This is a genomic window from Paenibacillus sp. FSL R5-0470 (genome assembly GCF_037975205.1).
Lineage (GTDB): Bacteria > Bacillota > Bacilli > Paenibacillales > Paenibacillaceae > Paenibacillus_AQ.
In genome coordinates, this window is sequence record NZ_CP150238.1 from 1,195,150 (window position 1) to 1,221,885 (window position 26,736).

Here is a 26,736-nt window from a genome sequence, read left to right on the forward strand (position 1 = left end):
GGAGGAGGGATTACATTGGATGACAACATTCTAAGTTCTAGAGTTTTCCGCATGATGGCTTACCTGATTATTATGATTTTTTCTTTGCTCTGTCTCTTTCCTTTCCTTCTAATCATTTCAGGCTCATTGACAGCCAATGAATCCATTATTCGCGACGGTTTTCACTTGATTCCTAAAGTGTTCTCGCTGGAAGGTTATGAAATGGTATTTATCTTTCCAACTCAGCTAATCAAGGCTTATGGTGTAACGATTTTTGTAACTGTGATTGGAACGTTGGTGGGATTGTTTCTTATTACGATGGCGGGTTACGTTCTGCAGAGGAAAGATTTCAAGTATCGCAATCATTTGTCCTTCTTCATTTATTTCACAACGCTGTTTGGAGGGGGGCTTGTGCCCTGGTACATCATGCTGACTACATACTTTGGGCTGGCAGACACCTATGCCGTACTGATATTACCTGGTCTTATGACACCTTTTCTCATTATTTTAATGAAAAACTTTATCAAATCTGCGATTCCGGAAGAATTATTCGAATCGGCCAAAATCGATGGCGCGAACGACTTTAGGATCTACTACAGTATCGTGCTGAAGCTTGCTATGCCTGGCATAGCGACTGTCGGTCTGTTCCTTGCTCTGACGTACTGGAACGACTGGTTCATGTCTTCTTTGTTCATTAATGACGTTAGCATGTATCAGCTTCAATACTACTTGTATAACACGATCAATACCATGATGTTCGTTTCTCAAATGGCCACTGGAACCGGTGTAACCCTAGGGCGTGACATTCCGACAGAGTCGACCAAGATGGCAATGGCGATCGTCGTTACTGGACCCATTATTTTCTTATATCCGTTTGTGCAGCGATATTTTGTGAAGGGATTAACGATTGGTGCAGTGAAGGGTTAGTACCGAAAGCAAACGAAGGGAACTCGTATGCGATCGGCTGACATAGATCATTTAATTAAGGGGAGGGTTAGTATGAGAAAAGGAAAAAAGAAATTGTTAACGATCGGCACTTCTTTATTCTTAACTGCAAGTTTGTTTGCTGGCTGCAGTAGTAATAGCACGAATACTAAGGAGGCATCGTCAGAATCAACAACGAATTCGAATTCGAATTCGAATACCAGTACTCCAGCACCAGAAGCATCAGAAGCGACTGGAATCGACACATCCAAGAAAGTAGAGCTTCAGTTCTATATGCTGGGCGATGCCCCAAAGGATTTAAATCTCATTCAGGATGAAGTTAACAAAATGGCATTAGAAGATTTGAATGCAACCGTCAAATTCAACTTCACAACCTGGACAGACTGGGAGTCGAAGTATAAGCTTCTGTTGTCCTCAGGACAGCCGATTGACCTGATCTTTACGGCAGAATGGACAAATTACCAGTCATATGCGGTGAAAGGGGCTTTCCTTCCGCTAGATGATCTCCTACCGAAGGCTGCACCTAAGCTACAAGCATATGTACCACAGGATTTCTGGGAAGCAGTCAAGGTTGACAAGAAAATTTACACCGTTCCAGCTATCTGGAAGGAGTATGTAAATGATGGTATTGCCTATCGGGAAGATTTGCGTAAAAAGTATAATTTGCCAAAGCCGGAATCACTCGAAACGCTAGAGCAGTATTTGGATGGCATACGCAAAAATGAACCGGATATGCTACCTCTGGCGGATACTGAGGTTAGTCATGTAGATTCCATCCGTCAAATGACTACTAAAACTGTGAATACCAACGATAAAGTTCCATATGGACTTAGCATCATGTATGACACTCCAAGAGACGTATCCAGCTATTGGGGCTCTCCACAGCATTTGGAAGATTTGAAAATGTTCAGGAGTTGGCAAGAAAAAGGGTACTTTATGAAGAATATGCTGAACATTAAAGATAGTGGTAGTGATATATTTGCTGCCGGTAAAGCCGCAGCAATTTTGGGAAGTGAGAATCCTAACCGCTTTGGTGATGCTGTTGTCAAAGTGAAATCACTGCATCCGGATTGGGAGCTAGGCTATTCCCCGTATCCGAACATGAAAGGATTCTCTTCACCCGTTCACCCGATTCATAATGGCTTTGCAGTTCCACGCAGCAGCAAAAACCCAGAGAGAGCTCTTGCTTTCTATGAGAAATTGGTCACGGATAAACGCTACAATTGGCTGACGCAATACGGTATTGAAGGCAAGCATTTTGAAATTGAAGATGGAAAATATTACAAAATGCTTGGTGATGCCCAATCAAATGGATTCACAAGAGAAGGTATGAATGGATGGGCATGGAGAAATCCGGAGTTCATGTTGTTTGATAAGAGCTATCAAGCTGTGTTAGACATGTTCGATGAAATGGATAAGATAGCAAAACCGAATATTTTCCAAGGTTTCGGAGAGGATTGGACGTCTTATCAAGCAGAGAAGGCGGCCCTTCTACAAGTTGAAAAGCAGTACTTATATCCTTTGAATGATGGTATGGTTAAGGATGTTGAAGCCGGCTTGAAGTTATTTATGGAAAAGGCGAAAAAAGCTGGTCTCGATAAAATTCAAGCGGAATACACGAAGCAATGGTTGCAGTATTTGGATGATAATAACATTCAGTAAGCTAGTCTAGAGTTACTTAGAGAGAACAACAGGATTAACCTCCTGTTGTTCTCTACTACAAGGGTGGTATATTTATGAAGGTTCTTTTTCATGGAACGGCTGCATTTGAAGGGATTCCCTCGTTATTCTGTCATTGCGAGACTTGCAAGCATGCCAAAGTACGTGGTGGAAAAAATATTCGTACACGCACTTCGGTCTTGATTGATGAAATACTTAAGATTGATTTTCCGGCGGACACCTTACATCATTCCATTCGTGATTCTGTAGATATGGATAAGGTTCGCGATTTATTGTTTACACATTCACATTCCGATCATTTGTATCCTGAAGATTTACTGATTCGTGCGCTTGGTTATGCTCAATTTAATGAAGAGGAAGAACTTCATCTATACGGTCATGATTTGCCTATTAAGCACTGTAGTCAATTGCTTGCCACGGAAAGGCATCGCTTCCAACTTCACAACTTGAAGCCCTTTGAAACCGTACAAACACAAACAGCTACGATTACGCCATTGCTTGCCAATCATGATTCTAAAGAAACTTGTTTATTGTATTACATAGAAAAGGATGAAAAAGCCATTTTCTATGGTCACGACAGCGGTTGGTTTCCCAAACAGACTTGGGACTGGTTGAAAGGAAAAAAACTGGATCTTGCTATTCTAGAATGTACGACTGGGAATGCCCCAAATTGTGAAGTTCACATGAATGTTGAAGATACTCTAAAAACACGGGAATGGTTAATCGAGAATTTTGTTATGAAAGCAGAAGGGCGAATCGTAGTCACTCATTTCTCTCATAATGCTCATCTGTTGCATGAAGATTTGGTTCATATTTTTGAGCCGAATGGGATTACAGTAGCATTTGATGGGATGCAACTGGACATATGAGTTAGCGCATAAGTGAAATGAGGATATTTCTATGATTTCAATGGCATTCTTTTTAGTTTTATTTTCAGGTATTACCCATGCGGTATGGAACCTATTTACAAAGAGAAGTCTGAATAAATACGTATTTCTCTGGTCGATTCATATTGTTGGTACACTTGCTCTATTACCTTATTTTATTATTGAGCTGCTTCAAGTTGAGCTTCATGCGGAGACACTTGGCTATATGGCGATATCTGCTTTATTTCAAGGGTCGTACTTCATTTTCCTCTCTAAATCGTATTCCTATGGTGATTTATCGCAGACCTATCCAATCATGCGAGGTACTGGTGTCATGCTAGTGACCTTGTTAAGTGTTGTGTTATTCGGGGATTCCTTAACTCTAGTAGGCTGGATAGGCTTTTGTTGTATCATAGTAGGGCTCTTTATTATTAGTGGAATCGTTAATCGTCATGCAAATCAAGGGAAAACGACTCATTCTATATCCATTTTTTATGCAATTGTAGTAGGGATGTGTGTTGCAGGCTATACATTAATGGACAAACTAATTGTCCAGCAATTATCTCCACTATCAACGCTTGAATTATCCAATATTAATTATGTAATCGTCGCTTTCTTCATGGTTATAAGAGCCGGTCGTGCACAAATTATAAGGGAATGGCAACAAAACTGGAAAATGATCTTGATTGGTTGTATTTGCTCGCCAGCTTCTTATTTTATGTTTCTGATGGCGATGAAGCTTGCTCCACTAGCTTCAATTGCGCCAATACGAGAAATTGGAACGGTTGTAGGTACGATTCTTGGCATACTTGTACTAAAAGAGAAGCAAGGAGTACGAAGAATTATCATGTCGGCTGTGATTACCTGCGGGATCATCTCCATTGCCATATGGGGATAAGTTGATTTACTAGAATTGAGGACTACGTTCTGACCGTATAGGGTAAAAATGAAAGGCCTCTCGTAGGAATACGAGAGGCCTTTCATTCTGTTAAGCATTAGATAGTTTTATACTGTCTAATTAACGGGGCAATTCACAGGTGAATATGCCTCATTCTAATTCTTGTTCTAAAACAGTTTTTACTAAACGACGTACTTCATCTGTTGATCTTGTATCCATTAATTGGTTTCTTAATTCGCTTGCGCCTCTAAATCCACGAACATAGATTTTGAAAAAGCGAAGAAGTGGTTTAAATGAACGTGGCTCGAGTTCATTTGAATATTTATCGTGAAGATCCAACTGTAATAGAAGTAAATTGAGAAAATCCTTTGGACTATGTTCTTTAGGTTCTTTTTCAAAAGCAAATGGATTGGTGAAGATGCCGCGGCCAATCATGACACCATCAACGCCGTATTGCTCAACTAACTTTAATCCTGTTGCGCGGTCCGGGATATCTCCATTTATAGTTAATAACGTATTTGGAGCAATTTCATCGCGTAATTTTTTTATTTCAGGGATTAACTCCCAGTGTGCATCTACTTTACTCATTTCTTCTTTTGTACGAAGGTGAATGGAAAGATTCGCAATATCTTGCTTCAATATATGTGTTAACCAATCCCGCCACTCATCAATCTCAGAGTAACCCAATCTTGTTTTAACACTAACCGGCAATCCACCGGCTTTTGTTGCTTGAATAATTTCTGCTGCAACCTTAGGATGTAGTATTAATCCAGCACCTTTTCCATTGGACGCGACGTTTTGTGCGGGGCATCCCATGTTTAAATCGATACCGCGAAAACCAAGTTTTTTCATATCAATACTCATCTGTTCAAAAAATACAGGTTTATCACCCCAAATATGAGCGACAATTGGTTGCTCATCTTCTGTGAACGTTAATCGACCACGTACACTGTCTTTTCCTACAGGGTGACAATAGCTTTCTGTATTAGTGAATTCTGTGAAAAACACGTCGGGTTTGGCAGCTTCACTAATGACGTGACGAAATACAACATCTGTGACATCTTCCATTGGTGCTAATATAAAAAACGGCTTCGGTAAATCAAGCCAAAAGTTTTGTTCGTTACTCATATTATCTCCTCTTGTTGCGATATATAAAAACATATAAGTTATAGCAAAGACCTTTTACCCAACATACATATTATCATTTTTTTTCGTTTATTGCACAGAAGAAAGGAGAATACATACAGCGAAATCAATATACATAGCTTATAGCTTGAAGTGCTAAAATAAGATGTATAAAGCTTTATTAATGGCAACATGAGATAACAATACAGTAGAAGTGGTGAAGATATGGGGATAACTGTAAAAGATATGCTGCAACTTCCTTCCTTTCGAGGAGCAAAGGTGCTAACTGGAAATAATAATCTACACCGCACCATTTCTTCTTTATCCGTACTAGAGGTTTCAAATGCGGATTATTCTTCTCGAATTGTCCATTCCATTCAAGAAGAGTGGTATGCGGAAGAGATAGTGATCAGCTCTTTTTACTCCATTAAGGACAGTGTAGAGAAACAGTGTGAAACGATTGAGTACTTGCACGAGCTTGGAGAAGTAGGGTTGATCTTATACTATGTAGGAATTATCATTCCTGAAGTAGCTGACGAGGTACTGCAATTAGCAGAGTCCAAAAATTTCATCATCATTTGTATGCCGGAAAATGATTTTTCACTTCGTTACAACGAAGTGATTTATGAAGTGATGGAAGCGATTGTTCTGAACAATCAGACGATCAATGATAATTTTGTAAATGAAGCGTTAGAGAAAGTATCCCTTTTGCCAGAACACTCACGGAGCGTTGAAATTACGCTGAAAATATTGTCTGATCGGCTGAAAGCGAACGTCATCCTGACGAACACCCAGTTAGATATCGTAAATCAAGTAATGTGGCCCCGTAATTCATCGTTAAACGTGGGGTATATTATTGAGACCTTCGCCCCCTATTTGATGAATATGACGAAAGGACAAGCAGAGCCTGTTTCAAATTGCTATGTGGAATACAAGAGTATTCATCAAAAAAACGGAGAAGCGCTGCATTTATTTTTGATTAAAGAGAACTCAAAATTACCTGCGAAGACCATCGATAAAATCAGCGAGGTTGTACAAGTAGCGATCAATTTGTGGGGGGATAAGCATAACGAGGTTAGCGAATATGCCTTGGTAAAAGCAATTATTAATGATGAAAGCGAAAAAATGCGAAGACTGGCTCATTTTCTCCACATTGATGTCTCTTCCATTCAGATGATGTGGTTAGTATATATTCACGATTTATCGCAAGAGAAACAAATTCGTGAAGAGCTGGAAGAGCATTTGTTCAAATATTATAAAACGGCGGTCATTCAAACTATCGATCATTGTATAATAGCCCTTATGGGAAATTGCTCTTACAAGTACAATGAGTATGAAATTGCAGGGGAGTATATTGACACGACGAATTCAGCCCCGCTTATTTCCGAAATGGTCTATGCTCCCCGAATGAGAAATACACAAGATGTACGACGCATGTATCGGCTGGTGAACAGTGTGGGACGGAAAGTCCATCTGATGTATGAGCATCGTAAATTGTTCACAGCAGCCGAGATGCGTTCTATGAAACAAGCTATTGAGTTAAGTGAACAGGGAGAAGAAATACTTGAAGAATGGATGTCTGTGATTGACCCCATTCTAGGTGATCCAGAGTCGATAAAAACACTCATAACCTTCTTGTTAGATGCAAAGGGGAATTTTGATAACTGTGGGAAAATGCTGTTTGTTCATAAAAATACAGTAAAATATCGTATTAGAAAGATCAGTGAATTAATTGGCTATGATGTAACCGTCAACTCCGAATCTTACGATGTGTATATCGCTTGCATGATTTATCGACTCACACATAGCTAGTATAATCCGTAGTTTTTGTCGAATAAGACAAAAATCACGGATTTTTTTTTATTTTAGAAAAAGACGTAATCTCATGGTTCCTTCTATAATAAGAAAAATTACTTTTCGAGGAGGAGAACTAACATGAGAAAGGACGGAGCACCTCAGTCTTGGTTCACTCTGGGGATGGTATGGGCCGGAGCGGTGATCAGTATACCTGGCCTCCTGGTTGGGAATACGTTGATATCTGGTATGAGCTTACCTATGACATTATTGATCGCTTTTTTAGGGTACGCCATTATCGTTGTCCTTATGATACTTCAGGGGATTCAGAGTACGGATCTTGGGAAAACAACCGTTCAAGTCGCAGCCCAAGTCTTTGGCAAAAAAGGCTCGCGAACGATTTTATCCATTATTCTCGCTATTGCTTGCCTCGGTTGGTTCGGGATTCAGGCTAATGTATGCGGGGCGGCACTGGCGAACCTGCTGGCGGAGTATGGAGTGATAGTCCCAGTTCCCCTTGCTTCTTTAATTAGCGGTTTGGTTATGGTGATCTCAGCAATGTACGGAATGAAAGTGCTGAGAGTACTAAGTTATATTGCAGTACCTTTATTAATCGTGATTTGCATATATGGTTTAGTTCAAGTGTTCACTATGGATTCCATGCAGAACATTTGGAGCTACCAACCTGAGAAGCATATGAATTTCATGGATGGCTTAGCTGTAACAATAGGCTCATTTGCCTTAGGGGCTGTCATTGCAGGCGACTACTCTCAGTTCTCAAGAAAACGTTCTGACGTATTAAAAGCAGCGTTAATCGGAATTGTTCCTTCTGGCGTACTGATGATTAGTGTGGGTGCTATTTTATCGATTGCTTACCAGACTAGCGATATTGCGGCCGTCTTTATAAATATTACAACGCCTTTTATTGGGGGTACTGTTTTGATTCTGGCTGCTTGGAAAACGAATATGGTCAACGCAATCTCGGGTGGATTTGCGCTTACCAATGTATTGCATATTTCCAAAGAAAAAGAGAAATGGGCAGTAGGGATTGCTGGACTCATCGGGACTGTACTCGCTGTGATCGGTATCTTGAATTATTTCACGCCAGTGATGTCGATCTTGTCAGCTATGGTTCCGCCGGTAGCAGGGGTAATGATTGCATCCTATTGGATCATGAATAAAGGCGATAAGAATCGTTGGAAGGAAACAGAGGGCGTTAATCGTCTAGGGGTATTTTCTTGGCTGGTCGGATCCATTATTGCTTGTATGCCCGTTGTGCTGTCCTTTTTCCCAAGCTTACCTCAATTATCAAATCAGCCATTACTCGGTATCGTCATTTCATTTGTCTTATATATTGTCTGCTACCGATTTACTGCCTCAAAAACTGTCATATTGGAGGGAAATAAATGAGATATTTAGATGAACAATCGATTGAACATATTGCCGTAGGCGCTGCATTTTTAGGCACAGGTGGAGGAGGAGATCCTTACATCGGTAAACTCATGGCTCTTTCGGCTATTGAAAAGTACGGACCTGTAAGACTTTTTTCTGTGGATGAAATCGAGGATGAAGACTTTTTCATTCCTTCCGCCATGATGGGTGCGCCTTCTGTATTAGTGGAGAAATTTCCGAAAGGCGATGAGTTTGTTAAGGTATTTCAGATGCTGGCCAAATATTTGGGCCGAGAAAAAATTACAGGCACATTTCCGATGGAAGCAGGCGGAGTCAATTCGATGATTCCGATCGTCGTTGCAGCACAGCTGAATTTACCGCTTATTGATTGCGATGGGATGGGTAGGGCATTTCCTGAATTGCAGATGGTGACGTTTAACCTGGATGGCATTTCGGCTGCGCCGCTCGCAATTTCGGATGAAAAAGGGAACATTGGTATTTTTGAGACGATCGATAATAAATGGACCGAACGGTTAGCCCGTACAGCTACTGTGGAGATGGGAGCTAGTGCTTTGGTAAGTCTGTATCCAACGACTGGGGCTCAAATCAAGAACAGCGGTGTCCATAACATCGTGACGCTATCTGAGCAGATTGGAGAGATCATTTCTTCAAACAACAGAGATGCAAAAGACAAGCTTGAAGAGCTTCTAAACCTGACATCCGGTTACGAGCTGTTTCAAGGGAAAATAACAGATGTCATCCGGGAAACCAAAGGCGGCTTCAATTTTGGGGAAATGAACCTAGAGGGCATTGAAGGAAATAAAGAGGAGCAGATGAAGGTATATTTTCAAAATGAGAATCTGCTTGCCAAGAAAAATGGCCAGGTTGTAGCCATGACCCCGGATTTAATATGCTTAGTCGATTATGAAACTTTATTGCCTGTTACAACAGAGAGCTTGAAATATGGAAAACGCGTACGCGTCATTGGCTTACCGGCACATCCTAAATGGAGAACGGAAAAAGGAATCGAAACGGTAGGACCGAGATACTTTGGGTATGATTACGATTATGCTCCTATTGAAGAATTGGTGAGTAAGGCGGTGGCTAAACATGTTTAGAATTGGAATAGATGTAGGTGGCACGAATACCGATGCTATTATTTTGGACGAGCAAAGCCGATTAATTCATAGCGTTAAATCCCCAACGACACTGGATATAAAAACGGGGATTGAGACGTCACTGCGTAATGTATTGAAGGAAGCGAGCATTGATAAAACGAAAATCACACATGCAATGCTTGGGACAACGCAGTGTACTAATGCCATTGTGGAACGGAAGAAATTAGCCAAAGTTGGTGTGATTCGGTTAGGATTCCCTGCTACCGCTTCTGTTCTGCCATATACGGCTTGGCCTAAAGACATGGTGGAAAAACTATCAGGAAACTATGCATTAGTTCATGGTGGGTATGAATATGATGGTAAGTTGCTCAGTGAGCTTGATGAGGAGGAGATTAAAGAGCTTCTAGTAGAATGGCGAAATAAAGTAGAATCTATTGCGATCATTGGTGTGTTCTCATCCATCAAAAATGACCAGGAGCTCAAGGTTCGAGACTTAATCTGGGAAGCATACGGGACAAATTATCCGGTTTCTTGCTCCTCCTTGATCGGGTCTGTTGGCCTGATTGAACGTGAGAATGCAACCATACTGAATGCGGCTTTATGCAAAGTCATCGAGACCACTAGCACAGGTTTTGAAAATGCGTTAGAAGCAGAAGGGATTCAAGGCGCTGAGGTGTACTTATGCCAAAATGACGGTACACTTATGTCGATTGAATATGCTAAGCAATTTCCGATCCTTACGATTGCCTGTGGACCAACAAATAGCATCCGGGGAGCTTCTTATTTAGCGAACATTAAAAATACGATGGTACTCGATGTTGGTGGCACCACATCGGATATCGGTGTCTTACAGGATGGATTTCCAAGAGAGTCTTCTGTAGCAGTGGAAGTAGGAGATATTCGCACGAACTTTAGAATGCCAGACATTATCTCTGTAGGACTTGGCGGCGGAAGTATTGTTCGCGTAGACAATGGCAAGATTACAGTTGGGCCGGATAGCGTGGGCTATAAGATCACAGAAGAAGCACTCGTATTTGGTGGAAGCACCTTGACTACGACGGATATTGCGGTTCGCCTTGGGTTAGCTGACGTGGGAGATAAAAGTTTAGTAAGTCACATCGATGAACAATTTTCCAAACAAGTCCTATCCGTAATTTCTTCGATCATAGCCAAGGCGATTGATAAGATGAAAACTTCTTCCGAAGATGTACAGATTGTACTTGTAGGCGGGGGCAGTGTTATTATTCCAGATGGAATTCCCGGAGTAGCCAGCATTATTAAAGTAGAGAACGGTGGAGTTGCCAATGCCATCGGTGCATCGATTTCTCAAATTAGCGGACAGTATGAACAAATTTATATTTATTCGCGAGAGCCGCGAGAGCAGTCGTTAAGGGATGCTGAGGAAAAAGCGGTGAAACAAGCGGTATTGGCAGGAGCCGATCCTACTACGATTAAATTGGTTGAGGTTGAAGAGACGCCACTTGCCTATCATCCGGAAAATGCAACCCGGTTAAGAGTTAAGGTTGTAGGTAAAATGAGTTAGAGACCTTTTGAACGGCTCTTTGATGCAAAATAATTCCATGATGTAAAACTAGAAGCTTCTCATGAGTTCTTTGAACTTGTGTGAAGCTTCTTTTTTTATGAAAAATAGGATTGCTCAATATAGTCTAAATGAGTATTATGAGTAGGTATGTTCTTATAAAAATAGAGATAAATAGGATGGAGAGCACCATGACAACATCACGACAGAACGCATTGATTTTCTCGTTTACTTTTATGGCGTTTATTCTGGGTACGACGGAGTATATTATCGTTGGTTTACTCTCGGAAATATCCTCGAGCCTCGGAGTAACGTTAGCGACATCCGGGGGCTTGGTATCTGGTTTCGCGATCGCTTATGCCATTGGCACACCCATTATGATGTCTTTGTTCAGCCGTATCCCGAAACGGATTACGATTCTTGTATCGCTTGTATTGATTCTGCTGTTGAATTTGTGGAGTGCTATAACTGGAACCTACAGTATGCTGCTAGTGACTAGAATAGTTACTGCCGTACTATGTGGTTTTGTTCTTTCTGTAGCCATTACGGTAGCGAATGAAGCGGTGGACCCGGAGAAAAGAGGCAAAGCGATCGCTACAATTTTGAGCGGTTTCGCTGTTGCGAATGTATTTGGTGTACCGATCGGCACTTTTGTAGGGCAGTATTTCAACTGGCCTGCAGCATTCGTTCTAAATGGGGTATTAGCCGGAATTGCCATCGCGCTAAATTATGCCTATATTCCACGCAAACTACCGAAGCCTGTGCCTAGCTCACTTAAGGATCAGATCGAACTGCTCACGAATGGACGCATTATTCTTGCGTTTCTCATTCCAGTTACGGCAGTGGGAGCGGTGTTTGTGATGTACACGTACATTACACCATTGCTGGAGCAAGTGATGAATATTCCTAAGAGCTCGGTTAGTGGCGTACTGTTTGTATACGGGATTGCCACGATTGTCAGCAACTGGATTGGAGGCAAGGTTGCAACCGGAAATGCGGTAAGTAAGCTTAGATTCGTATTTCTTATCCAAGCTGTGGTCTATATCATCTTTAGTTTGACCGCATCGATCTCGATTCTAGGAATGATCGTACTAATGATGCTAGCCGTAATGTCGAGTATTGTTAGCGCACCAGCTCAGCTCTATTTGATAGATTTGGCCAAGCAGTATTCACCAAGATCGAAGGACCTTGCTGCATCGTTGAATCCAGTAGCGTCTAACCTGGGAATCGCAGGAGGATCCGCGATTGGGGGAGTGGTTGCCCAGCATGGAGGATTAATCTCCCTTCCTATAGCTGCTTCCATCCTGGCGATATCGGCATGTGTGATTGCTTTGATATGTTATAAGTTGGATCAGCAAACTCAAGAAGGGGTTATTGCTCAGCATCATAACTTAACCTGAAGAGAAGTTATAGAGGTCGTCGGAAATAATCCGGCGGCCTTTTCTTATATCAACTAGTAATCTAGTAAAACAACACAAAAAATCCGTCGGAAGGAAAAATTCCATAGACGGATCGTGAGTTATTATATGCAAATCCAACCAAGGCCGGGGATTTCTTTCCAACTGCAGTTACCAGGGCCGCTGCCAGAACCACTACCAGAACCACTACCGGAACCACTACCAGGAGTAGCTGGCATTGTGGGAAACGGTCCTTCAGCCATGGATATCATTTTTACGTCAATGACAGCACTTTTGCCATCTGCAAATAGCACACTAATTGAATCAGTATTAATTGTATTGACATAGGCTACAACCTTTTGACCACTACTTAAGGTGAAAATCCCCCATTTTCCGAGGAAAGGTTGAATATCAGTGATGGTTAGATATGCAAATACCGGGCCACCACTAGAATGCGTCTGCATTCCTGGTTGTTGGGTGCCGCTTCCAGGATATATGGGCATGGGTCCGCCTGATTGCATGCCACCTGGAGTCATTGGTTGGAATGGGGGGAAACTACGACCTGGGCACACATAGTACGGATTTCTGAAGTAAAAATATCCCACTTATTAACCTCCTTAGATACCTCTAATTAACAGATACCTAAAGTCTATGCTCCTGCCTATGTATTGGTGTATGACACGAATAAGGGCTTCAACTTTACTTTAATTGACTATATTCATAATTGTGTTATAATTCAAACATATGTTATTAATATAACAAAATATATTGGTAATATAACAAATGAAATATCCTGGAGTTATTAGAAGGAGGAGTGTGATTCAGAACAAGTAATTGTTCCTGTGAGTTATTGGGGGAAAACCTGATTTGTAGCGGAAACTGAGGAATTACAACTTAAACCGATACATATTAGGAGCACTAATTAGTTGCAGTTGCTCGCACCCAGTGATCGGTTATTCATCCATCAATAACTATGGAAAAATTAGTTCTTTGTAGTGCAATAACAATTGTTAGAATATTAACATTTTAAATGTTTTATAATTAATTATTAAGGGAGAAGTGAACAGAATGGACGTTAAAGATATATTAGGAAAAGTAGATCATACCCTCCTTGATGTTACTGCTACATGGGATGATATAAAGAATTTATGTGATGATGCGATGAAATACCAGACGGCCAGTGTTTGCATCCCAAGTGCTTATGTTAGAGAAGCTGCAAATTATGTAGAGGGCAAAATAGCAATATGTACAGTTATCGGATTTCCGAATGGTTATAGTACACAAGCCGTTAAAGTATTTGAAGCAACAGATGCAATTACAAATGGAGCATCGGAAATTGATATGGTAATCAATGTGGGCTTCTTAAAAAGTGGACGTTATGAGGAAGTTTGCGACGAAATACGTGCCATTAAAAATGCATGTGGAAGTAGAGTATTAAAGGTTATTGTTGAAACCTGTTTGCTCACCCAAGAGGAAAAAGTGAAAGTATGTGAGCTTGTTACAAAAGCTGGTGCTGATTATATCAAAACATCCACTGGATTTTCAAAAGCTGGAGCAACTAAAGAGGATGTCAGCCTGTTTGCACAGAACATAGGTCAGAATGTGAAGATTAAAGCAGCTGGAGGCATTCGCTCTTTGGATGATGCTAAAGCATTTATCGATTTGGGCGCAGACCGTTTAGGAACTAGTGCCATAGTTAAAATTGTAAAAGGGCAGGAAGTATTGGGGTATTAGATATGGTATAATTCTGATAATTATACTTTATTATTAGAGTTAGGATGAACCGGTATGGATAAGCAAGAGAGAGTAAATACAATTGTATCAATCCTAAAAAATAAAAGTGGCGCATCCATCAAAGAACTTTCACATCAACTTGATGTCACAGAAATGACTGTTCGCCGAGATATTAAATATCTAAAAGAAAATAAAATCGTTCAAGTTGTTTCAGGTGCGGTTATTTATAATGGTTCTGACCCAAATGAGAATAAACAAGATGAATATGATTTGACAACTCAAAAAAATAATCGAGCATCAGAAAAATATAATATAGGTAAGTTAGCAGCTTCACTAATCGAGCCTAACGATATTATTTTTATTGATATTGGTACAACAACCGCTCAAATCATCGAACATATTCCGTCAAATCATTCTGTAGAAATTGTTTGCTGCACTATGAACGCATTAATTGAGATTCATAAAAAAGGATTTAAGGATTTTATTCTTATTGGTGGTCATTACCGTCCAGAACTTCAAATGTTTGAAAGCAGAGAAGGGTTGGATTTAATAAGTAGAACACGAACAACAAAAGCATTTATTTCTGCTGCTGGAGTTAATGCTAAATTAGGCATTACTTGCACGAACAGTTGTGAAGTGGACACAAAGAATGCGGCAATTAATTGTGCCCTTGAGAAAATTTTAGTGATTGATTCCTCTAAGTTTGATATGGTTAAATCCACTTACTTTGCTTCGTTAAATGATTTTGATGCGATTGTAACCGATAGAGGTTTATCAGAAGAGTGGATTGAGAAAATCAAACAATTAAATATTTCTCTTTATCTAGCTTAGAAATTCAGCGCGTGCCGGTACTCAATCGGTGCGCGCTGTTTGTTTTTATACTTTTAAACTACTTTCTTATATGTTATAACTAATGCTACATTCTGAAGATCATTTGGCATTTGATTAGTTGAGGGGAGATTTAGTTTTTGCATTCACCACAGACACAAGACAACAAGAATTCGTTATATATCATTTTACTCATTTCGGGGATTGTTCTGGTAGCCTTTAATTTACGCCCTGCGATTACATCGGTAGGTCCATTAGTGGGCATTATTCAAGAAGATGTGGGGCTTGCACACTGGAGTGCAGGTTTATTAATGAGTATACCTTTGATATCCTTCGCTGTTATGTCGTCTCTCGTTCCTAGAATCGCTGCTCGTTTATCCAACGAGAAGACGCTATTGTTAGGTTTGGTTATTCTTTTGGTCGGAATTTGCATTCGTTCCATTTCAATGACACTCTTTATTTTCGTTGGTACGCTATTGATTGGAGTAGGGATAGCCATCGGAAATGTTCTATTGCCGGTAGTTGTGAAGGAGAAATTCCCACAAAAGTTCGGTCTAATGACAAGTATCTATTCCACTTCAATGGGATTGTTCGCATCGTTAGCATCAGGTATTAGTATTCCTCTAGCCCATGGTCTAAAGCTTGGGTGGGACGGAGCCTTAATCGTATGGGGAATTCCGACAATCATAGCGATCGTGGTATGGGTCCTTCTAATTAGATTAAATCCAGCCAAAGATAATGCAGTAAAAAGTGTAAGGATCAGTGCTAAGCAAATCTGGCGTTCACCACTCGCTTGGAAAATAGCGCTATTCATGGGATTTCAGTCTTCATTATTTTATATAACGATGTCTTGGTTGCCTGAAATCTTATATAACTATGGCATAAGTAGAGGTACAGCAGGATGGTTGCTATCCTTTACACAAATTGTAGGCGTACCTGCTAGTTTTCTTGTTCCTATTCTGGCTGGACGACTACGCTCTCAAGTGTGGATTGCATTTGCATTAGGCATGTGCTCTATAGTTGGTTATGGTGGACTATGGATGGGCTCATCTTACCCAATAATGATCCTAAGTATTATCTTGATTGGTATCGCTTTGGGAGGGAATTTCCCACTGGCGCTAAGTTATATCGGAATTCGTGCCCGAAATGGAAATCAAGCTGCAGAATTATCTGGAATGGCTCAATCCACGGGATACATGCTTGCAGCCATAGGACCTATATTGATCGGTTATTTATACGATATGACCCAAGTGTGGACGATTCCACTGATCACACTGATCGTTATCTCTGGAGTAGTTACAACGTTTGGAATGTTGTCTGGCCGAGATAAGTATGTATAAAAAGACTCCCCATGTAGTAGACAGGTGTAATAATGAACCCTGCTGCTGTATGGGGAGTTTTTTTAAATCGTTTTATTTAAAATACTAAATATCTTTAGCGCTATTTGAATTCGTAGTAATTCTTCTGAATGCTTTAAGTCCAGATTTAGGATTTCCTTTATTTTCTCAATGCGATAGATAAGTGTGTTTCTGTGTAAAAACATAGCCTTTGAAGTTTCGGTGACATTCAGATTGTTAATAAAGTAATTTTCTAAAGTTAACATGTAGCTTGTACCATGTAATTGATCATGATCATAGATTTTACCTAGACACTTCCGAAAAAATTCTTCTAAGGCAACGACCTTGATATTTGCTTCCAACAGATGGTAAACCGAATAATCTTCGAAATGTGAGACCTTGTTTTGAAGGTTTTTTTGTTGCATCAATTTAATCATTTCGTTCGCCTCAGAAAAGCTATTATGCAGCGAGCTGATTGTGCTGTATTGCTGACCAATGCCTATTAAGAGTGTTTCCTTCGTTCTTTGAACAAGGACCTCAAGCAGTTCATTTGCATATAACTTGGCATCACTAATAGAAACAGGAGGTCTTTCTTCATTTTGCCCTACTAGAATGATGACTCTATTATTTCTATAAAAGCACTTTATTTCTCCAATCGCTTTATGTGACAAGTCATAAATGATGTCCACACATTTTTTTGCAATGGACTCCATTTTATACTTTCCGATAATCATATCTTCAAACTTGTCTGCTTCATTCATTTCAATATTTATCACCATACTGTAATACATATAGCCCGGATTTAATCCATGTAAATAACATAAGGTTTGCAGCGCTTCATGGGATGATATTTTCCCCGAAAGTAAATCATCAATGGAGTCCTGCTTAATTCTTATTTCAAGTTCGCTAATTTCCTTTGCTTTGATCAGCTCGAGTGCCATGATGGTGGAGGCTTGCTGCAAAATAATGTAATCAAATTCTGATAGCTCTTGCACTGTCTGCCAAATCACAATATAGCCATAAATATAGTTAGAAGCAGCGACAGGAATCACTCGACATTTTATTTCTGCACCTTCTGAATGATAGGTCCTCTTAATAGACTTTTTCATTTCATTTAGATTGGTAGGAATAGTATCGATGAACGCTTTATTAAAAACAGGCTGTCGATTTGAAAAATCAAGATAATACTCAAGAGGACTGTTGTTCTTCGCATGTTCAGTGTGATGCAATAATCGCCAATCCTTGTCTACGACAATAATAGGATTACTAATCGTTTCGGATAACATGGAAGTTATTTTGGCAATACCACCGCCTTCGAGGGTGATTTTGAAGAACAAGTTATGTATATCTAAAGTCTTTCTATTGAGCAAATCATATCTTCCGGAAACCTTCTCATTAATGATCGAGATCATGTTAGAGAGTGTGTATTCAAAGGGCAGTTCTAAAAGGGGCAACCCATACTTATTGGCTTCATCAATCATGTTCTGAGGAAGCTTGTCAAAGTACCGTTTCATTTTTACAACCAATCCTGAACAGTTCAGCTCCGCAAGTTCCTTAATAATTCGATTTTGTAGTTCTGCATTATTTTTAAAGATGTAGCCTGTTGATAAGAGTAGTTCGTTAGGTGAAAGCCAGTCAAAGGCGTCAGGATTCTCAATGATGTTAACGATGGATATGGATTTATCAATGCCTTGTTCTCCAGCAACAATTTTTATTCCCTCTATAGCCTTGATCTTCATTAAGTCTTTAACAGTTAGCAATTTTTGGCACGCTCCTCAGACACACTTTTAACACATTCGCTTGTATAACATGCACAAATAGGATGCACTCTTTTTGGTTCGCTTAAACGATGACGATCCCTACCAGTATATTATATATTAAGTGCGTAAGGTAGTTACGCTCGTCGTTACCTTTGTATGATGTAACCAAATCATATTATTCAATGCATTCATCCATCTGTTGAAGTGAAAAGGAGGTCAATCACCTTTTTGAAATATAAGGAATTAAAACAGAGGTGACTCTAGTGAGGTTTGCGAAATCCGGTGATGGCGATTTTATTCAACGAATCATTCACCATAAGTTTCATGGTTTTGTTCATAGCACGTTTAATCGCACAATCAATATTCAATGTTTGGATCGTGGAGATTTGTATACTATTGCGTGTAAGGGAATCGATAACGCTCCTAATACACTTATTATTGACTTAGAACACTTTGAAGAAGCAGATATCAGGGTGAATGACATTGTAAGTTCAGATCATTCCGTTTTATCAATTGCTAATAAGATGTCTATCACAATGAATGGTGTTAAGAGATGGAATTGTAAACTGCCTAAATATCCTTCAGAAGCTGATGTCTTAATAATGAATGTATCCACCATGAAGCAATATATCAAACTTCACGGAAATAACAGCAGAATTGAAAGGGCTTTCAAGAGCGGCAATCCTTTTGACGATGAAATGTCTAGAATGCTTCATGAACGGACGCAGTTACTTGTATCGGAATTGCAAAACAAGCGAATCTCTACTGCAATCACACATGCAACTTCGCTCATAGGCCTTGGACCAGGCTTAACGCCAGCCGGTGATGATTTCTTGGTGGGATTGTTTACCGTCATGGGCATCGAGAATCATCAATACTTTTCACACCAATCGTTTTGTGAAGAAGTCGTCTTACATGCGAAGGCTTTAACCAATGATATCAGCTATATGGCATTAGCTAAAGCAGCAGGTGGCCAGGTAAGAGAGTCTATAAGTGACTTAATGGAAGCTTTATTTAGAGGTAGCGAAGAGGAATTGCTATTGGCTTTAGATAGGGTACTGGCTATAGGGTCCACTTCGGGTACTGATATAGCTCTAGGAATTGTTGCAGGGCTGGAAATGAACATGTAAATGGGAGGTAAAAGTATGACTGTTCAAGTTTTAGTAAAACCAAACACGTATATCGATTCCGTATCTTTGATGTCACTCTCAACAAAAGCGAATCAGATCGAAATCGTAGAACAAGCCATTATTGCAATGGGTACTGAAATGAATAAAGAGGTCATTAGAAATGTGGGCTTGATGACACCTGAAGTAGAAAGTGCCAAAACAAGTGATTTAGTGATTATTGTGAAGGCTGCCTCTGAAGAACTATGTGAGGGTGCTTTCGAAAGCATCAATGATTTGTTAACGAAAAAGAAAGATTCCTCTAAAGGAAAGAGTGAGGTTAAATACTCAACCATTACCTCAGCTGTAAACGGTACTCCTGAAGCTAACTTAGCGATTATTGCCGTAAATGGGAGCTACGCTCCTAGAGAAGCAAGAAAAGCTCTTGAAAATAATCTTCACGTCATGCTGTTTAGCGACAATGTAAGTATTGAAGATGAAATTGAATTAAAGACTTTAGCCCAAGAAAAAGGCTTGCTAATGATGGGGCCAGACTGTGGTACTGCGATTATTGGTAATGTCGCTTTGTGCTTTGCGAATGCCGTGAGAAAAGGCAATATCGGGATCGTTGGCGCATCAGGAACAGGTAGCCAAGAGGTAACGGTTCGTATTCATGAATTTGGCGGTGGAATCACACAGTTGATCGGTACAGGCGGTAGAGATCTAAGTGAAGAGGTTGGCGGCATTATGATGCTGGCCGGAATTAAAGCGTTAGAAGAGGACGATGCAACAAAGGTTATTGTTCTCGTATCTAAACCACCAGCACCAAGTGTAGAAGAGAAAGTACTTGCACAAATTAAACAATGTAAGAAACCAGTCGTGGTTTGGTTTGTGGGTGGGAATGAAGAAAAGATCACTCAAGCTGGCGGTCATTTTGCAAAAATGTCAAAAGAAGCGGCACTTAAAGCGGTACTTTTAGCTGGAGCAGACGAATCGAAGCTTAACAAACGTGCGTTAAATCTTCCGCTTATTGAAGAAGTGCGTGCGAAGTTAAATCCTCAGCAAAAATATATCCGTGGACTATTCAGTGGCGGTACGCTCTGTGATGAAGCGATGCACATTGCTATGGAGAAATTCGATAATGTCTATAGTAACATTCAGAGAGATCCTGAATATCGCTTAAAAGATGTTAGAGTAAGTCAAGATCATACCTTTATTGACTTCGGAGACGACCAATTTACACAAGGTAAGCCACATCCAATGATAGATCCATCCACTCGGATTGAAAGATTTATTCAAGAAGCAAAAGATCCTTCTGTCGCTGTTATTGTGATGGATTTTGTTCTAGGCTTCGGAGCGCACGAAGATCCTGTAGGCGCAATGCTTCCAGCGATTATCGAAGCGAAGCAAGCCGCTGAAGATGAAGGAAGACATCTAGAGATTATTGGATACATTCTTGGAACCGAGCTAGATAGTCAAAATATTGAAGGTCAAATTAATAAATTGTTAGCTTCTGGTGCTACACATGCTAGCAGCAGTCAGAACGCAGGTCTACTAGCAAGAGAATTCGTTGTGAAAGGAGAATAGTCATGAGTAAAATCAATGAACTTTTTACGAATAAACTAAATGTCATAAATGTAGGCATTGCGAACTTTAGAGATGATTTGTTAAAACAAAACGCGAATGTAACTCACTTGGAGTGGACGCCGCCAGGCAGAGGGAATCCAGAATTAATTGCTGCGCTGGATAAGCTTGAAGACCCAAGTGTTACAGATAAGATTGAAGCTGCTAACAAAGAGGTTGTTGAGCGAATTATTAACTCGCAACCGGTACTGATTGGCTTTGACCAAGCGATCAATGTGGTTCCTGGTATGACGAAAAATACGATTTTACATGCTGGCCCGCCAATCACTTGGGAACGAATGAATGGTCCGATGAAAGGTGCGGTAACAGGGGCTATTGTATTTGAAGGACTTGCCCCCAATATTGAAGCAGCAGCTGTACTAGCCGCGTCCGGAGAGATTATTTTCTCGCCATGTCATGAACATAACTGTGTTGGTTCCATGGCTGGTGTCACATCGGCTTCCATGTTTATGCATATTGTTGAGAATAAAACTTATGGAAATATTGCCTATACAAATTTAAGTGAACAAATGTCCAAAATCCTTCGTATGGGTGCCAATGACGAGAGTGTTATCCAGCGTTTGATTTGGATGCGAGATGTATTGGGTCCTATTTTAAGAGATGCGATGAAACTTAATCCAAATGGGATTGACTTGCGCCTAATGCTCTCACAAGCCCTTCATATGGGGGACGAGTGTCATAACCGAAATGTAGCTGGAACAACCCTGCTCATTCAAGCACTAACGCCTTATATTATCCAAACCGATTTCACGGTTGAACAGAAAAAAGAAGTGTTTGAATTCGTTAGCAGCAGCGACTATTTCTCGGGTCCGACATGGATGGCGCTTTGTAAATGTGCCCTTGATGCTGCGCATGGTATTGAGAATAGTACGATTGTTACCACAATGGCTCGTAACGGAGTGGAATTCGGTATCCGCGTGAGTGGAATCGCTGGAAACGTGTGGTTTACAGGTCCTGCACAACAAGTAATAGGTCCTATGTTCGCTGGTTACAAACCTGAGGATTCTGGTCTTGATATTGGTGACAGTGCGATTACGGAGACCTATGGAATTGGCGGATTTGCTATGGCAACTGCACCCGCTATTGTTTCGCTTGTGGGGGGTACCGTCGATGATGCAATCAGCTACACCACAAAAATGGCAGAAATCACAACCACTGAAAATCCTAATGTAACGATTCCAATGCTTGACTTTATAGGGATTCCAACAGGTATTGATATTCAAAAAGTCATCCAAACAGGAATTATGCCGATTATCAATACAGCCATTGCACATAAAGATGCGGGGATTGGAATGATTGGTGCAGGTATCGTTAACCCTCCAATCGAAGCATTTGAACAAGCATTACTTGCATTAAGTGAAAATATTAAATAAGAAGAGGGCTAACTTGCTTAGCCCACCATTCTTATTTTCGAACTAGACGAACATCTTCGTGCTAGGCTGTGAAGGAGTGAACAATTTTGGATAGTCTATCCTTGAATACAAAACTTATTGAGGCGAGTGAACAGGGAGAACTGGCTTCTGTTGAGAAACTATTAGGCGAAGGTGCCAGTGTTGATTATAAAGATGCTGCAGGGCGAACAGCGTTAATGGCGGCAACTCAAAACAATCAAATCGAGATTGCTAAAAGATTAATAGAAGCAGGAAGTGACGTGAACACTAGAGATATTACACAACTCTCACCGTTTATTTGCTCAGCAGCAAATGGCTTTTATGAAATCCTGCGTCTCATGATTGCTGGTGGAGCTGATTTGAAGAGCGTGAATCGATTTGGAGGTACAGCGCTGTTACCATCGAGTGAAAAGGGCTATTTAAAAACAGTAGAGGTGTGTATTGATGCTGGGGTTCCAGTGAATCATGTCAACGACTTAGGCTGGTCAGCCCTACTTGAAGCAGTCATATTGGGGAATGGCGGACGACTATATTCTGACATTATTAAAGCGCTTGTTCATGCAGGAGCAGATGTGCATTTGCCTGATCGAGATGGGCTCTCATCCCTACAACGTGCCGAAGAGAACGGTCAGCATAAAGTCGTGAAGATTCTAGAACAAAGCTTCCAAGAAAATAACGAATATGTGAAGCAGGCAAAGGCTCTCGCTAACAACGATCAATATGAAGAAGCTATATCCGTCATCAATAGAGCACTAGAAGTGGATGCTGACAACCTGGATTTCATCTATTATAAAGGTTATTTCTTGCAGGAATTAAAGAGATACGAAGAGGCACTTCGATGCTATGAAAGCGCTATCTCTATTGATTCAGCTAATTTAGAGTTTTATTTCTACACAGCGAATTGTTTGAGACTGTGGAAAAAACCGGAGGAAGCTCTTCAGGAATATGATAAAGCCTGTGAGCTGGCACCTAATGAAACGTTCTATCGCTACCACAAATCCAATTATTTAAGAGAACTTGGGCGACACCAAGAAGCAGTTATCGAGATGGATAAGCTGCTAGCGCTTCAGCCGAATAGATATGACTTCTCCTTCCATAAGGCGAACAGTCTAAGATCGCTTGGTAAGCATAAAGAGGCCATTGAGGCTATCGAGAACGCAATTAAGAATGATCCAACGAATCCGTTATATCACTCACACAAAAAGCAATCTCTTGAATTACTCGGTTAGAGCATAAGAATTGCAACATAGGAGGCATCAGATGAAAGAAACTGTGATCGTTGCTATTGGCGGAAACTCATTGGTCAAGGAAAATGGCCTGGATTCGATTCATGACCAATCTGAAGCAGTAAAAGAAGTTGTCGTTAATATTGTTGATATGGTGCAAGAGGGCTACAATGTCGTCGTTACACACGGTAATGGACCACAGGTAGGATTTGGGCTAAGAAGATCTGAGATTGCACATGAAATTGCTGGCATGTCTCCTATTCCACTAGTGAATTGTGGAGCCGATACACAAGGTGGAATCGGTTATTTAATTCAACAAGCTTTAATTAATGAATTTGCAGTTAGAGGGATCCACAAGAATGTGGCTACGGTGATTACACAAGTCGAAGTAAGCTCAGAAGACCCTAATTTCAAGAATCCGACGAAACCAGTAGGATCCTTCTTTTCCAAAGAGCAAGCGGAAGAAATGAAAAGAGAACATCCGGAATGGAGCTTTGTAGAAGACTCTGGCAGAGGATACCGTAGAGTAGTTCCATCCCCAAGACCTATAGATATTGTGGAGAAAGACGCGATTAAATCATTAATCGATGGGGGCTTTGTCGTTGTCGCTGCAGGCGGTGGAGGTATCGCAGTCGTGAAGTCTGATGATAACACGTACAAAGGTGTTGATGCAGTCATCGATAAGGATTTTGCTACGAGTCTTTTAGCAGAACAGATTCATGCGGAGACCTTAATTATTACAACGGGAGTGTCTAGAGTATGCATCAACTATGGTAAGCCGAATCAAAAAGAGCTTTCCAAAATGACGGTTGATGAGACTAAACAATATGTACTAGAAAATCACTTCCCAGCAGGAAGTATGCTGCCTAAAATCGAGGCGAGTTTAAGCTTCTTAGAGAACAGCGGAACGCGAGTTATTATTACGAATCCGGAAAGCTTAAAAGATGCGATCAATGAACAGGCAGGCACTCATATCGTGAAGTAATTTAAGCGAGGGGAAGTGTAGATATGGATCAAGCAAAGTTGGAACGAAATTATGATAGGTACAAATCATACGGTTACGGTGAGGAGTTACTGCCTAAAAAGCCTGAGCAAAGAGACTGGGGAATGTCCAACTATATAACCCTTTGGATGGGTGCTGTTCATAATATTATGTCGTATATGACAGTTGCAGGCTTCTTCGTCTTAGGATTGGATACAACACAGGTGCTCTTTGCCGTTATGCTCTCGGCCATTATTGTCTCCGCATTTTATGCTTTAAACGGATATTCTGCCTCCAAATATGGGCTGCCATTCGCGATGTTGCTTCGTGATTCATTTGGGGTAAAAGGAGCAATTATACCGGCATTGATACGAGGACTTGTTGCCGGATTAGTATTCTTTGGAACCACTACCGTTGTTGGTGCAGAATCATTAAATGTTATATTTGCTAGATTTATTCCGAATTATATGGATTTAGGCGGTGGCTTCACACTATTCGGGTTAGCATTCCCGACAATGATCTCCTATGCGATTCTTTGGACAGCAACGGTTCTGTTGTTCTTAGGTGGAATGAAAACATTAGGTAAGTTCGGTAACTGGTCTTCCCCAGTAGTGTATGTGTTTATTATTGGTGCTGCTGTTTGGGCGATCAAGATTGCTGGAGGGTTTGGACCGATTTTAGAGTATGTACCAGCGAACCCAAGCTCAAGTCCATTAGTCTTTATTGCTTGCGTGAGTGCATTGGTATCTAACTGGGCGGGTCCTGTTGTGAATATGTCGGACTTCACACATCGTGCGAAATCACCAAAAGCGGCTATGATTGGATTGCCAGTAGGGTTTATCTTATCTTATATTCTTTTTGCCATCACTTGTGTGGCTTTAATTGCGGGTACTGAAATTGCGTTTGGTGAGCCGATTTTCAATATCGTTCATGCCATTGATAAAATTGAAAACACTTTCGCGGTTGTTGTATTGATTCTAGCGCTAAACGTAGGAGCAATCGCCTTCGTAGTGTTTGCCAACTTATTGCCAGCTGGCTTGCAAATGTCATCTCTTTTCCCGAAAAAATTCACTGTAAAGACTGCAGGTGTCTTAACAGCCGTTGTTGGAACTTTGATTTTGCCATGGAAGCTTGTAGAAAGTACAACGACCTTATTCTACTTCTATAGCTTTATTGGGTCCATCTTTGGTCCAATTGCGGGTATTATGCTTTCAAGCTTCTTTATTCATCGGAAAAGAGTATTAAATCTTGACCATATTTATGTCCCAGCAGGCAGCAATGGTGAATATAAGAATGGTTACAATCCTGTTGCGATGGCTGTTTTAGCAGTCAGCTTCATCCTTCCTATGTCAGGTGCATTTCTTAAGGGTATCCCCTTCCTAGTTAGGATGAATGATTTTGCTTTCTTTAGTGGCTTAATTGTTTCGTTTGTTCTATACACCATCTTTAGCAAAACACTAAAATCATCCCAATTAAACTAGAGGAGGAATTTGAAATGGATTACATGAAATTGGCTGTAGACGCAACGATTGAGGGTATGAACAAGAAATTTGGAGGCCCGTTTGGTGCAACGATTGTCCGAGGCGATGAGGTAATTGCAGCGGTTAGCAATACAATGATGAGAGACACGGATCCTTCCGCACATGCGGAAATGGTAGCTATCCGAGAAGCTTGCAAAAAGCTAGACACGATGGACTTATCGGATTGTGTAATTTATGCCACCTGTGAACCGTGTCCGATGTGTATGGGCGCTATTATTTGGTCAGGTGTTAAGGAAGTTCATTATTGCAGCACAAGAGATGATGCGAAAGAGCATGGCTTCTCTGACATTCACCTTCGCGAATATTTTGTGGGGCATGATGAGAGTGTTGTTAATATGATTAAAGTGGAAGCTAGAGAAGATTGCGATCATTTATGGACGCATTTCCACGAATTAAACAAGAAATAATTCATGCGGTCTCCTATATTTTCCGGCACTATTTTAGTGCCGGATT

The 26,736-nt window shown here is 40.6% G+C and carries 22 protein-coding genes; 19 read left to right on the plus strand and 3 right to left on the minus strand.

Annotated elements, in window-relative coordinates; genetic code table 11:
* Positions 1 to 9: 9 nt before the first annotated feature.
* From MKY99_RS05170 to MKY99_RS05185, 4 genes are all read left to right on the plus strand, one after another.
* A complete protein-coding gene (locus tag MKY99_RS05170) occupies positions 10 to 906 on the plus strand; it encodes a carbohydrate ABC transporter permease (protein WP_042185294.1) in 897 nt (298 codons plus the stop codon).
* A gap of 72 nt (positions 907 to 978) precedes the next feature.
* Positions 979 to 2,586, plus strand: a complete 1,608-nt coding sequence (locus MKY99_RS05175; RefSeq protein WP_339269093.1) for an extracellular solute-binding protein — start codon at positions 979 to 981, stop codon at positions 2,584 to 2,586.
* A 74-nt stretch (positions 2,587 to 2,660) separates the two neighbouring features.
* Positions 2,661 to 3,473 (plus strand): MBL fold metallo-hydrolase, encoded by an 813-nt coding sequence (locus MKY99_RS05180; protein ID WP_339269095.1) that lies wholly within the window; start codon positions 2,661 to 2,663, stop codon positions 3,471 to 3,473.
* 31 nt (positions 3,474 to 3,504) lie between these two features.
* On the plus strand, positions 3,505 to 4,368 hold the full coding sequence (locus tag MKY99_RS05185; RefSeq protein ID WP_042185300.1) for a DMT family transporter: 864 nt from the start codon (positions 3,505 to 3,507) through the stop codon (positions 4,366 to 4,368).
* Positions 4,369 to 4,518: 150 nt separating this feature from the next.
* Here MKY99_RS05185 and MKY99_RS05190 read toward each other — a convergent pair whose 3' ends face one another.
* Positions 4,519 to 5,496 carry a tRNA-dihydrouridine synthase gene (locus MKY99_RS05190; RefSeq protein ID WP_339269097.1) on the minus strand — a complete coding sequence of 326 codons (978 nt, stop codon included), beginning with the start codon at positions 5,494 to 5,496 and terminating at the stop codon, positions 4,519 to 4,521.
* 222 nt (positions 5,497 to 5,718) lie between these two features.
* On the opposite strand from MKY99_RS05190, the gene MKY99_RS05195 reads away from it, so the two are divergent.
* The 5 genes from MKY99_RS05195 (at position 5,719) to MKY99_RS05215 (ending at position 12,737) form a co-directional block, all read left to right on the plus strand.
* On the plus strand, positions 5,719 to 7,305 hold the full coding sequence (locus MKY99_RS05195) for a PucR family transcriptional regulator ligand-binding domain-containing protein (protein ID WP_339269099.1): 1,587 nt from the start codon (positions 5,719 to 5,721) through the stop codon (positions 7,303 to 7,305).
* Between the two features lie 123 nt (positions 7,306 to 7,428).
* The gene (locus tag MKY99_RS05200) at positions 7,429 to 8,697 is read left to right on the plus strand and encodes a cytosine permease (RefSeq protein WP_339269101.1); all 1,269 of its coding nucleotides are present in this window, start codon (positions 7,429 to 7,431) and stop codon (positions 8,695 to 8,697) included.
* Positions 8,694 to 9,797 (plus strand): DUF917 domain-containing protein, encoded by a 1,104-nt coding sequence (locus MKY99_RS05205; RefSeq protein ID WP_339269103.1) that lies wholly within the window; start codon positions 8,694 to 8,696, stop codon positions 9,795 to 9,797. Before MKY99_RS05200 ends, MKY99_RS05205 begins: the two co-directional genes overlap by 4 nt.
* The gene (locus MKY99_RS05210) at positions 9,790 to 11,340 is read left to right on the plus strand and encodes a hydantoinase/oxoprolinase family protein (protein ID WP_339269105.1); all 1,551 of its coding nucleotides are present in this window, start codon (positions 9,790 to 9,792) and stop codon (positions 11,338 to 11,340) included. Before MKY99_RS05205 ends, MKY99_RS05210 begins: the two co-directional genes overlap by 8 nt.
* 188 nt (positions 11,341 to 11,528) lie before the next feature.
* The gene (locus MKY99_RS05215) at positions 11,529 to 12,737 is read left to right on the plus strand and encodes an MFS transporter (protein ID WP_339269107.1); all 1,209 of its coding nucleotides are present in this window, start codon (positions 11,529 to 11,531) and stop codon (positions 12,735 to 12,737) included.
* A gap of 122 nt (positions 12,738 to 12,859) precedes the next feature.
* Here MKY99_RS05215 and MKY99_RS05220 read toward each other — a convergent pair whose 3' ends face one another.
* A complete protein-coding gene (locus MKY99_RS05220) occupies positions 12,860 to 13,237 on the minus strand; it encodes a hypothetical protein (protein ID WP_339269109.1) in 378 nt (125 codons plus the stop codon).
* A gap of 565 nt (positions 13,238 to 13,802) precedes the next feature.
* Here MKY99_RS05220 and deoC point away from each other — a divergent pair.
* The 3 genes from deoC (at position 13,803) to MKY99_RS05235 (ending at position 16,636) form a co-directional block, all read left to right on the plus strand.
* Complete coding sequence (gene deoC / locus MKY99_RS05225; protein WP_076283948.1) at positions 13,803 to 14,468, plus strand: deoxyribose-phosphate aldolase; 666 nt, start codon at positions 13,803 to 13,805, stop codon at positions 14,466 to 14,468.
* A gap of 54 nt (positions 14,469 to 14,522) precedes the next feature.
* Complete coding sequence (locus MKY99_RS05230; RefSeq protein WP_042185310.1) at positions 14,523 to 15,299, plus strand: DeoR/GlpR family DNA-binding transcription regulator; 777 nt, start codon at positions 14,523 to 14,525, stop codon at positions 15,297 to 15,299.
* A 137-nt stretch (positions 15,300 to 15,436) separates the two neighbouring features.
* Positions 15,437 to 16,636, plus strand: coding sequence for an MFS transporter (locus tag MKY99_RS05235; protein ID WP_339269111.1), 1,200 nt, complete (start codon positions 15,437 to 15,439; stop codon positions 16,634 to 16,636).
* A 62-nt stretch (positions 16,637 to 16,698) separates the two neighbouring features.
* Here MKY99_RS05235 and MKY99_RS05240 read toward each other — a convergent pair whose 3' ends face one another.
* The gene (locus MKY99_RS05240) at positions 16,699 to 18,393 is read right to left on the minus strand and encodes a PucR family transcriptional regulator ligand-binding domain-containing protein (protein ID WP_339269113.1); all 1,695 of its coding nucleotides are present in this window, start codon (positions 18,391 to 18,393) and stop codon (positions 16,699 to 16,701) included.
* Between the two features lie 263 nt (positions 18,394 to 18,656).
* Here MKY99_RS05240 and MKY99_RS05245 point away from each other — a divergent pair, with 263 nt between their 5' ends.
* From MKY99_RS05245 to MKY99_RS05275, 7 genes are all read left to right on the plus strand, one after another.
* Positions 18,657 to 19,523: a DUF2877 domain-containing protein gene (locus MKY99_RS05245; RefSeq protein ID WP_339269115.1), complete on the plus strand. Its 867-nt coding sequence runs from the start codon at positions 18,657 to 18,659 to the stop codon at positions 19,521 to 19,523.
* 15 nt (positions 19,524 to 19,538) lie between these two features.
* On the plus strand, positions 19,539 to 21,086 hold the full coding sequence (fdrA, locus tag MKY99_RS05250) for an acyl-CoA synthetase FdrA (protein WP_339269117.1): 1,548 nt from the start codon (positions 19,539 to 19,541) through the stop codon (positions 21,084 to 21,086).
* Between the two features lie 2 nt (positions 21,087 to 21,088).
* Positions 21,089 to 22,516, plus strand: coding sequence for a DUF1116 domain-containing protein (locus tag MKY99_RS05255; protein ID WP_339269119.1), 1,428 nt, complete (start codon positions 21,089 to 21,091; stop codon positions 22,514 to 22,516).
* 101 nt (positions 22,517 to 22,617) lie between these two features.
* Positions 22,618 to 23,763 carry an ankyrin repeat domain-containing protein gene (locus MKY99_RS05260; RefSeq protein WP_339269121.1) on the plus strand — a complete coding sequence of 382 codons (1,146 nt, stop codon included), beginning with the start codon at positions 22,618 to 22,620 and terminating at the stop codon, positions 23,761 to 23,763.
* Positions 23,764 to 23,794: 31 nt separating this feature from the next.
* A complete protein-coding gene (gene arcC, locus MKY99_RS05265; protein ID WP_339269123.1) occupies positions 23,795 to 24,745 on the plus strand; it encodes a carbamate kinase in 951 nt (316 codons plus the stop codon).
* 23 nt (positions 24,746 to 24,768) lie between these two features.
* Positions 24,769 to 26,223, plus strand: a complete 1,455-nt coding sequence (locus MKY99_RS05270) for a cytosine permease (RefSeq protein WP_339269125.1) — start codon at positions 24,769 to 24,771, stop codon at positions 26,221 to 26,223.
* A gap of 14 nt (positions 26,224 to 26,237) precedes the next feature.
* Positions 26,238 to 26,690: a nucleoside deaminase gene (locus MKY99_RS05275; protein WP_042124600.1), complete on the plus strand. Its 453-nt coding sequence runs from the start codon at positions 26,238 to 26,240 to the stop codon at positions 26,688 to 26,690.
* The last annotated feature ends 46 nt before the right edge of the window (positions 26,691 to 26,736 follow it).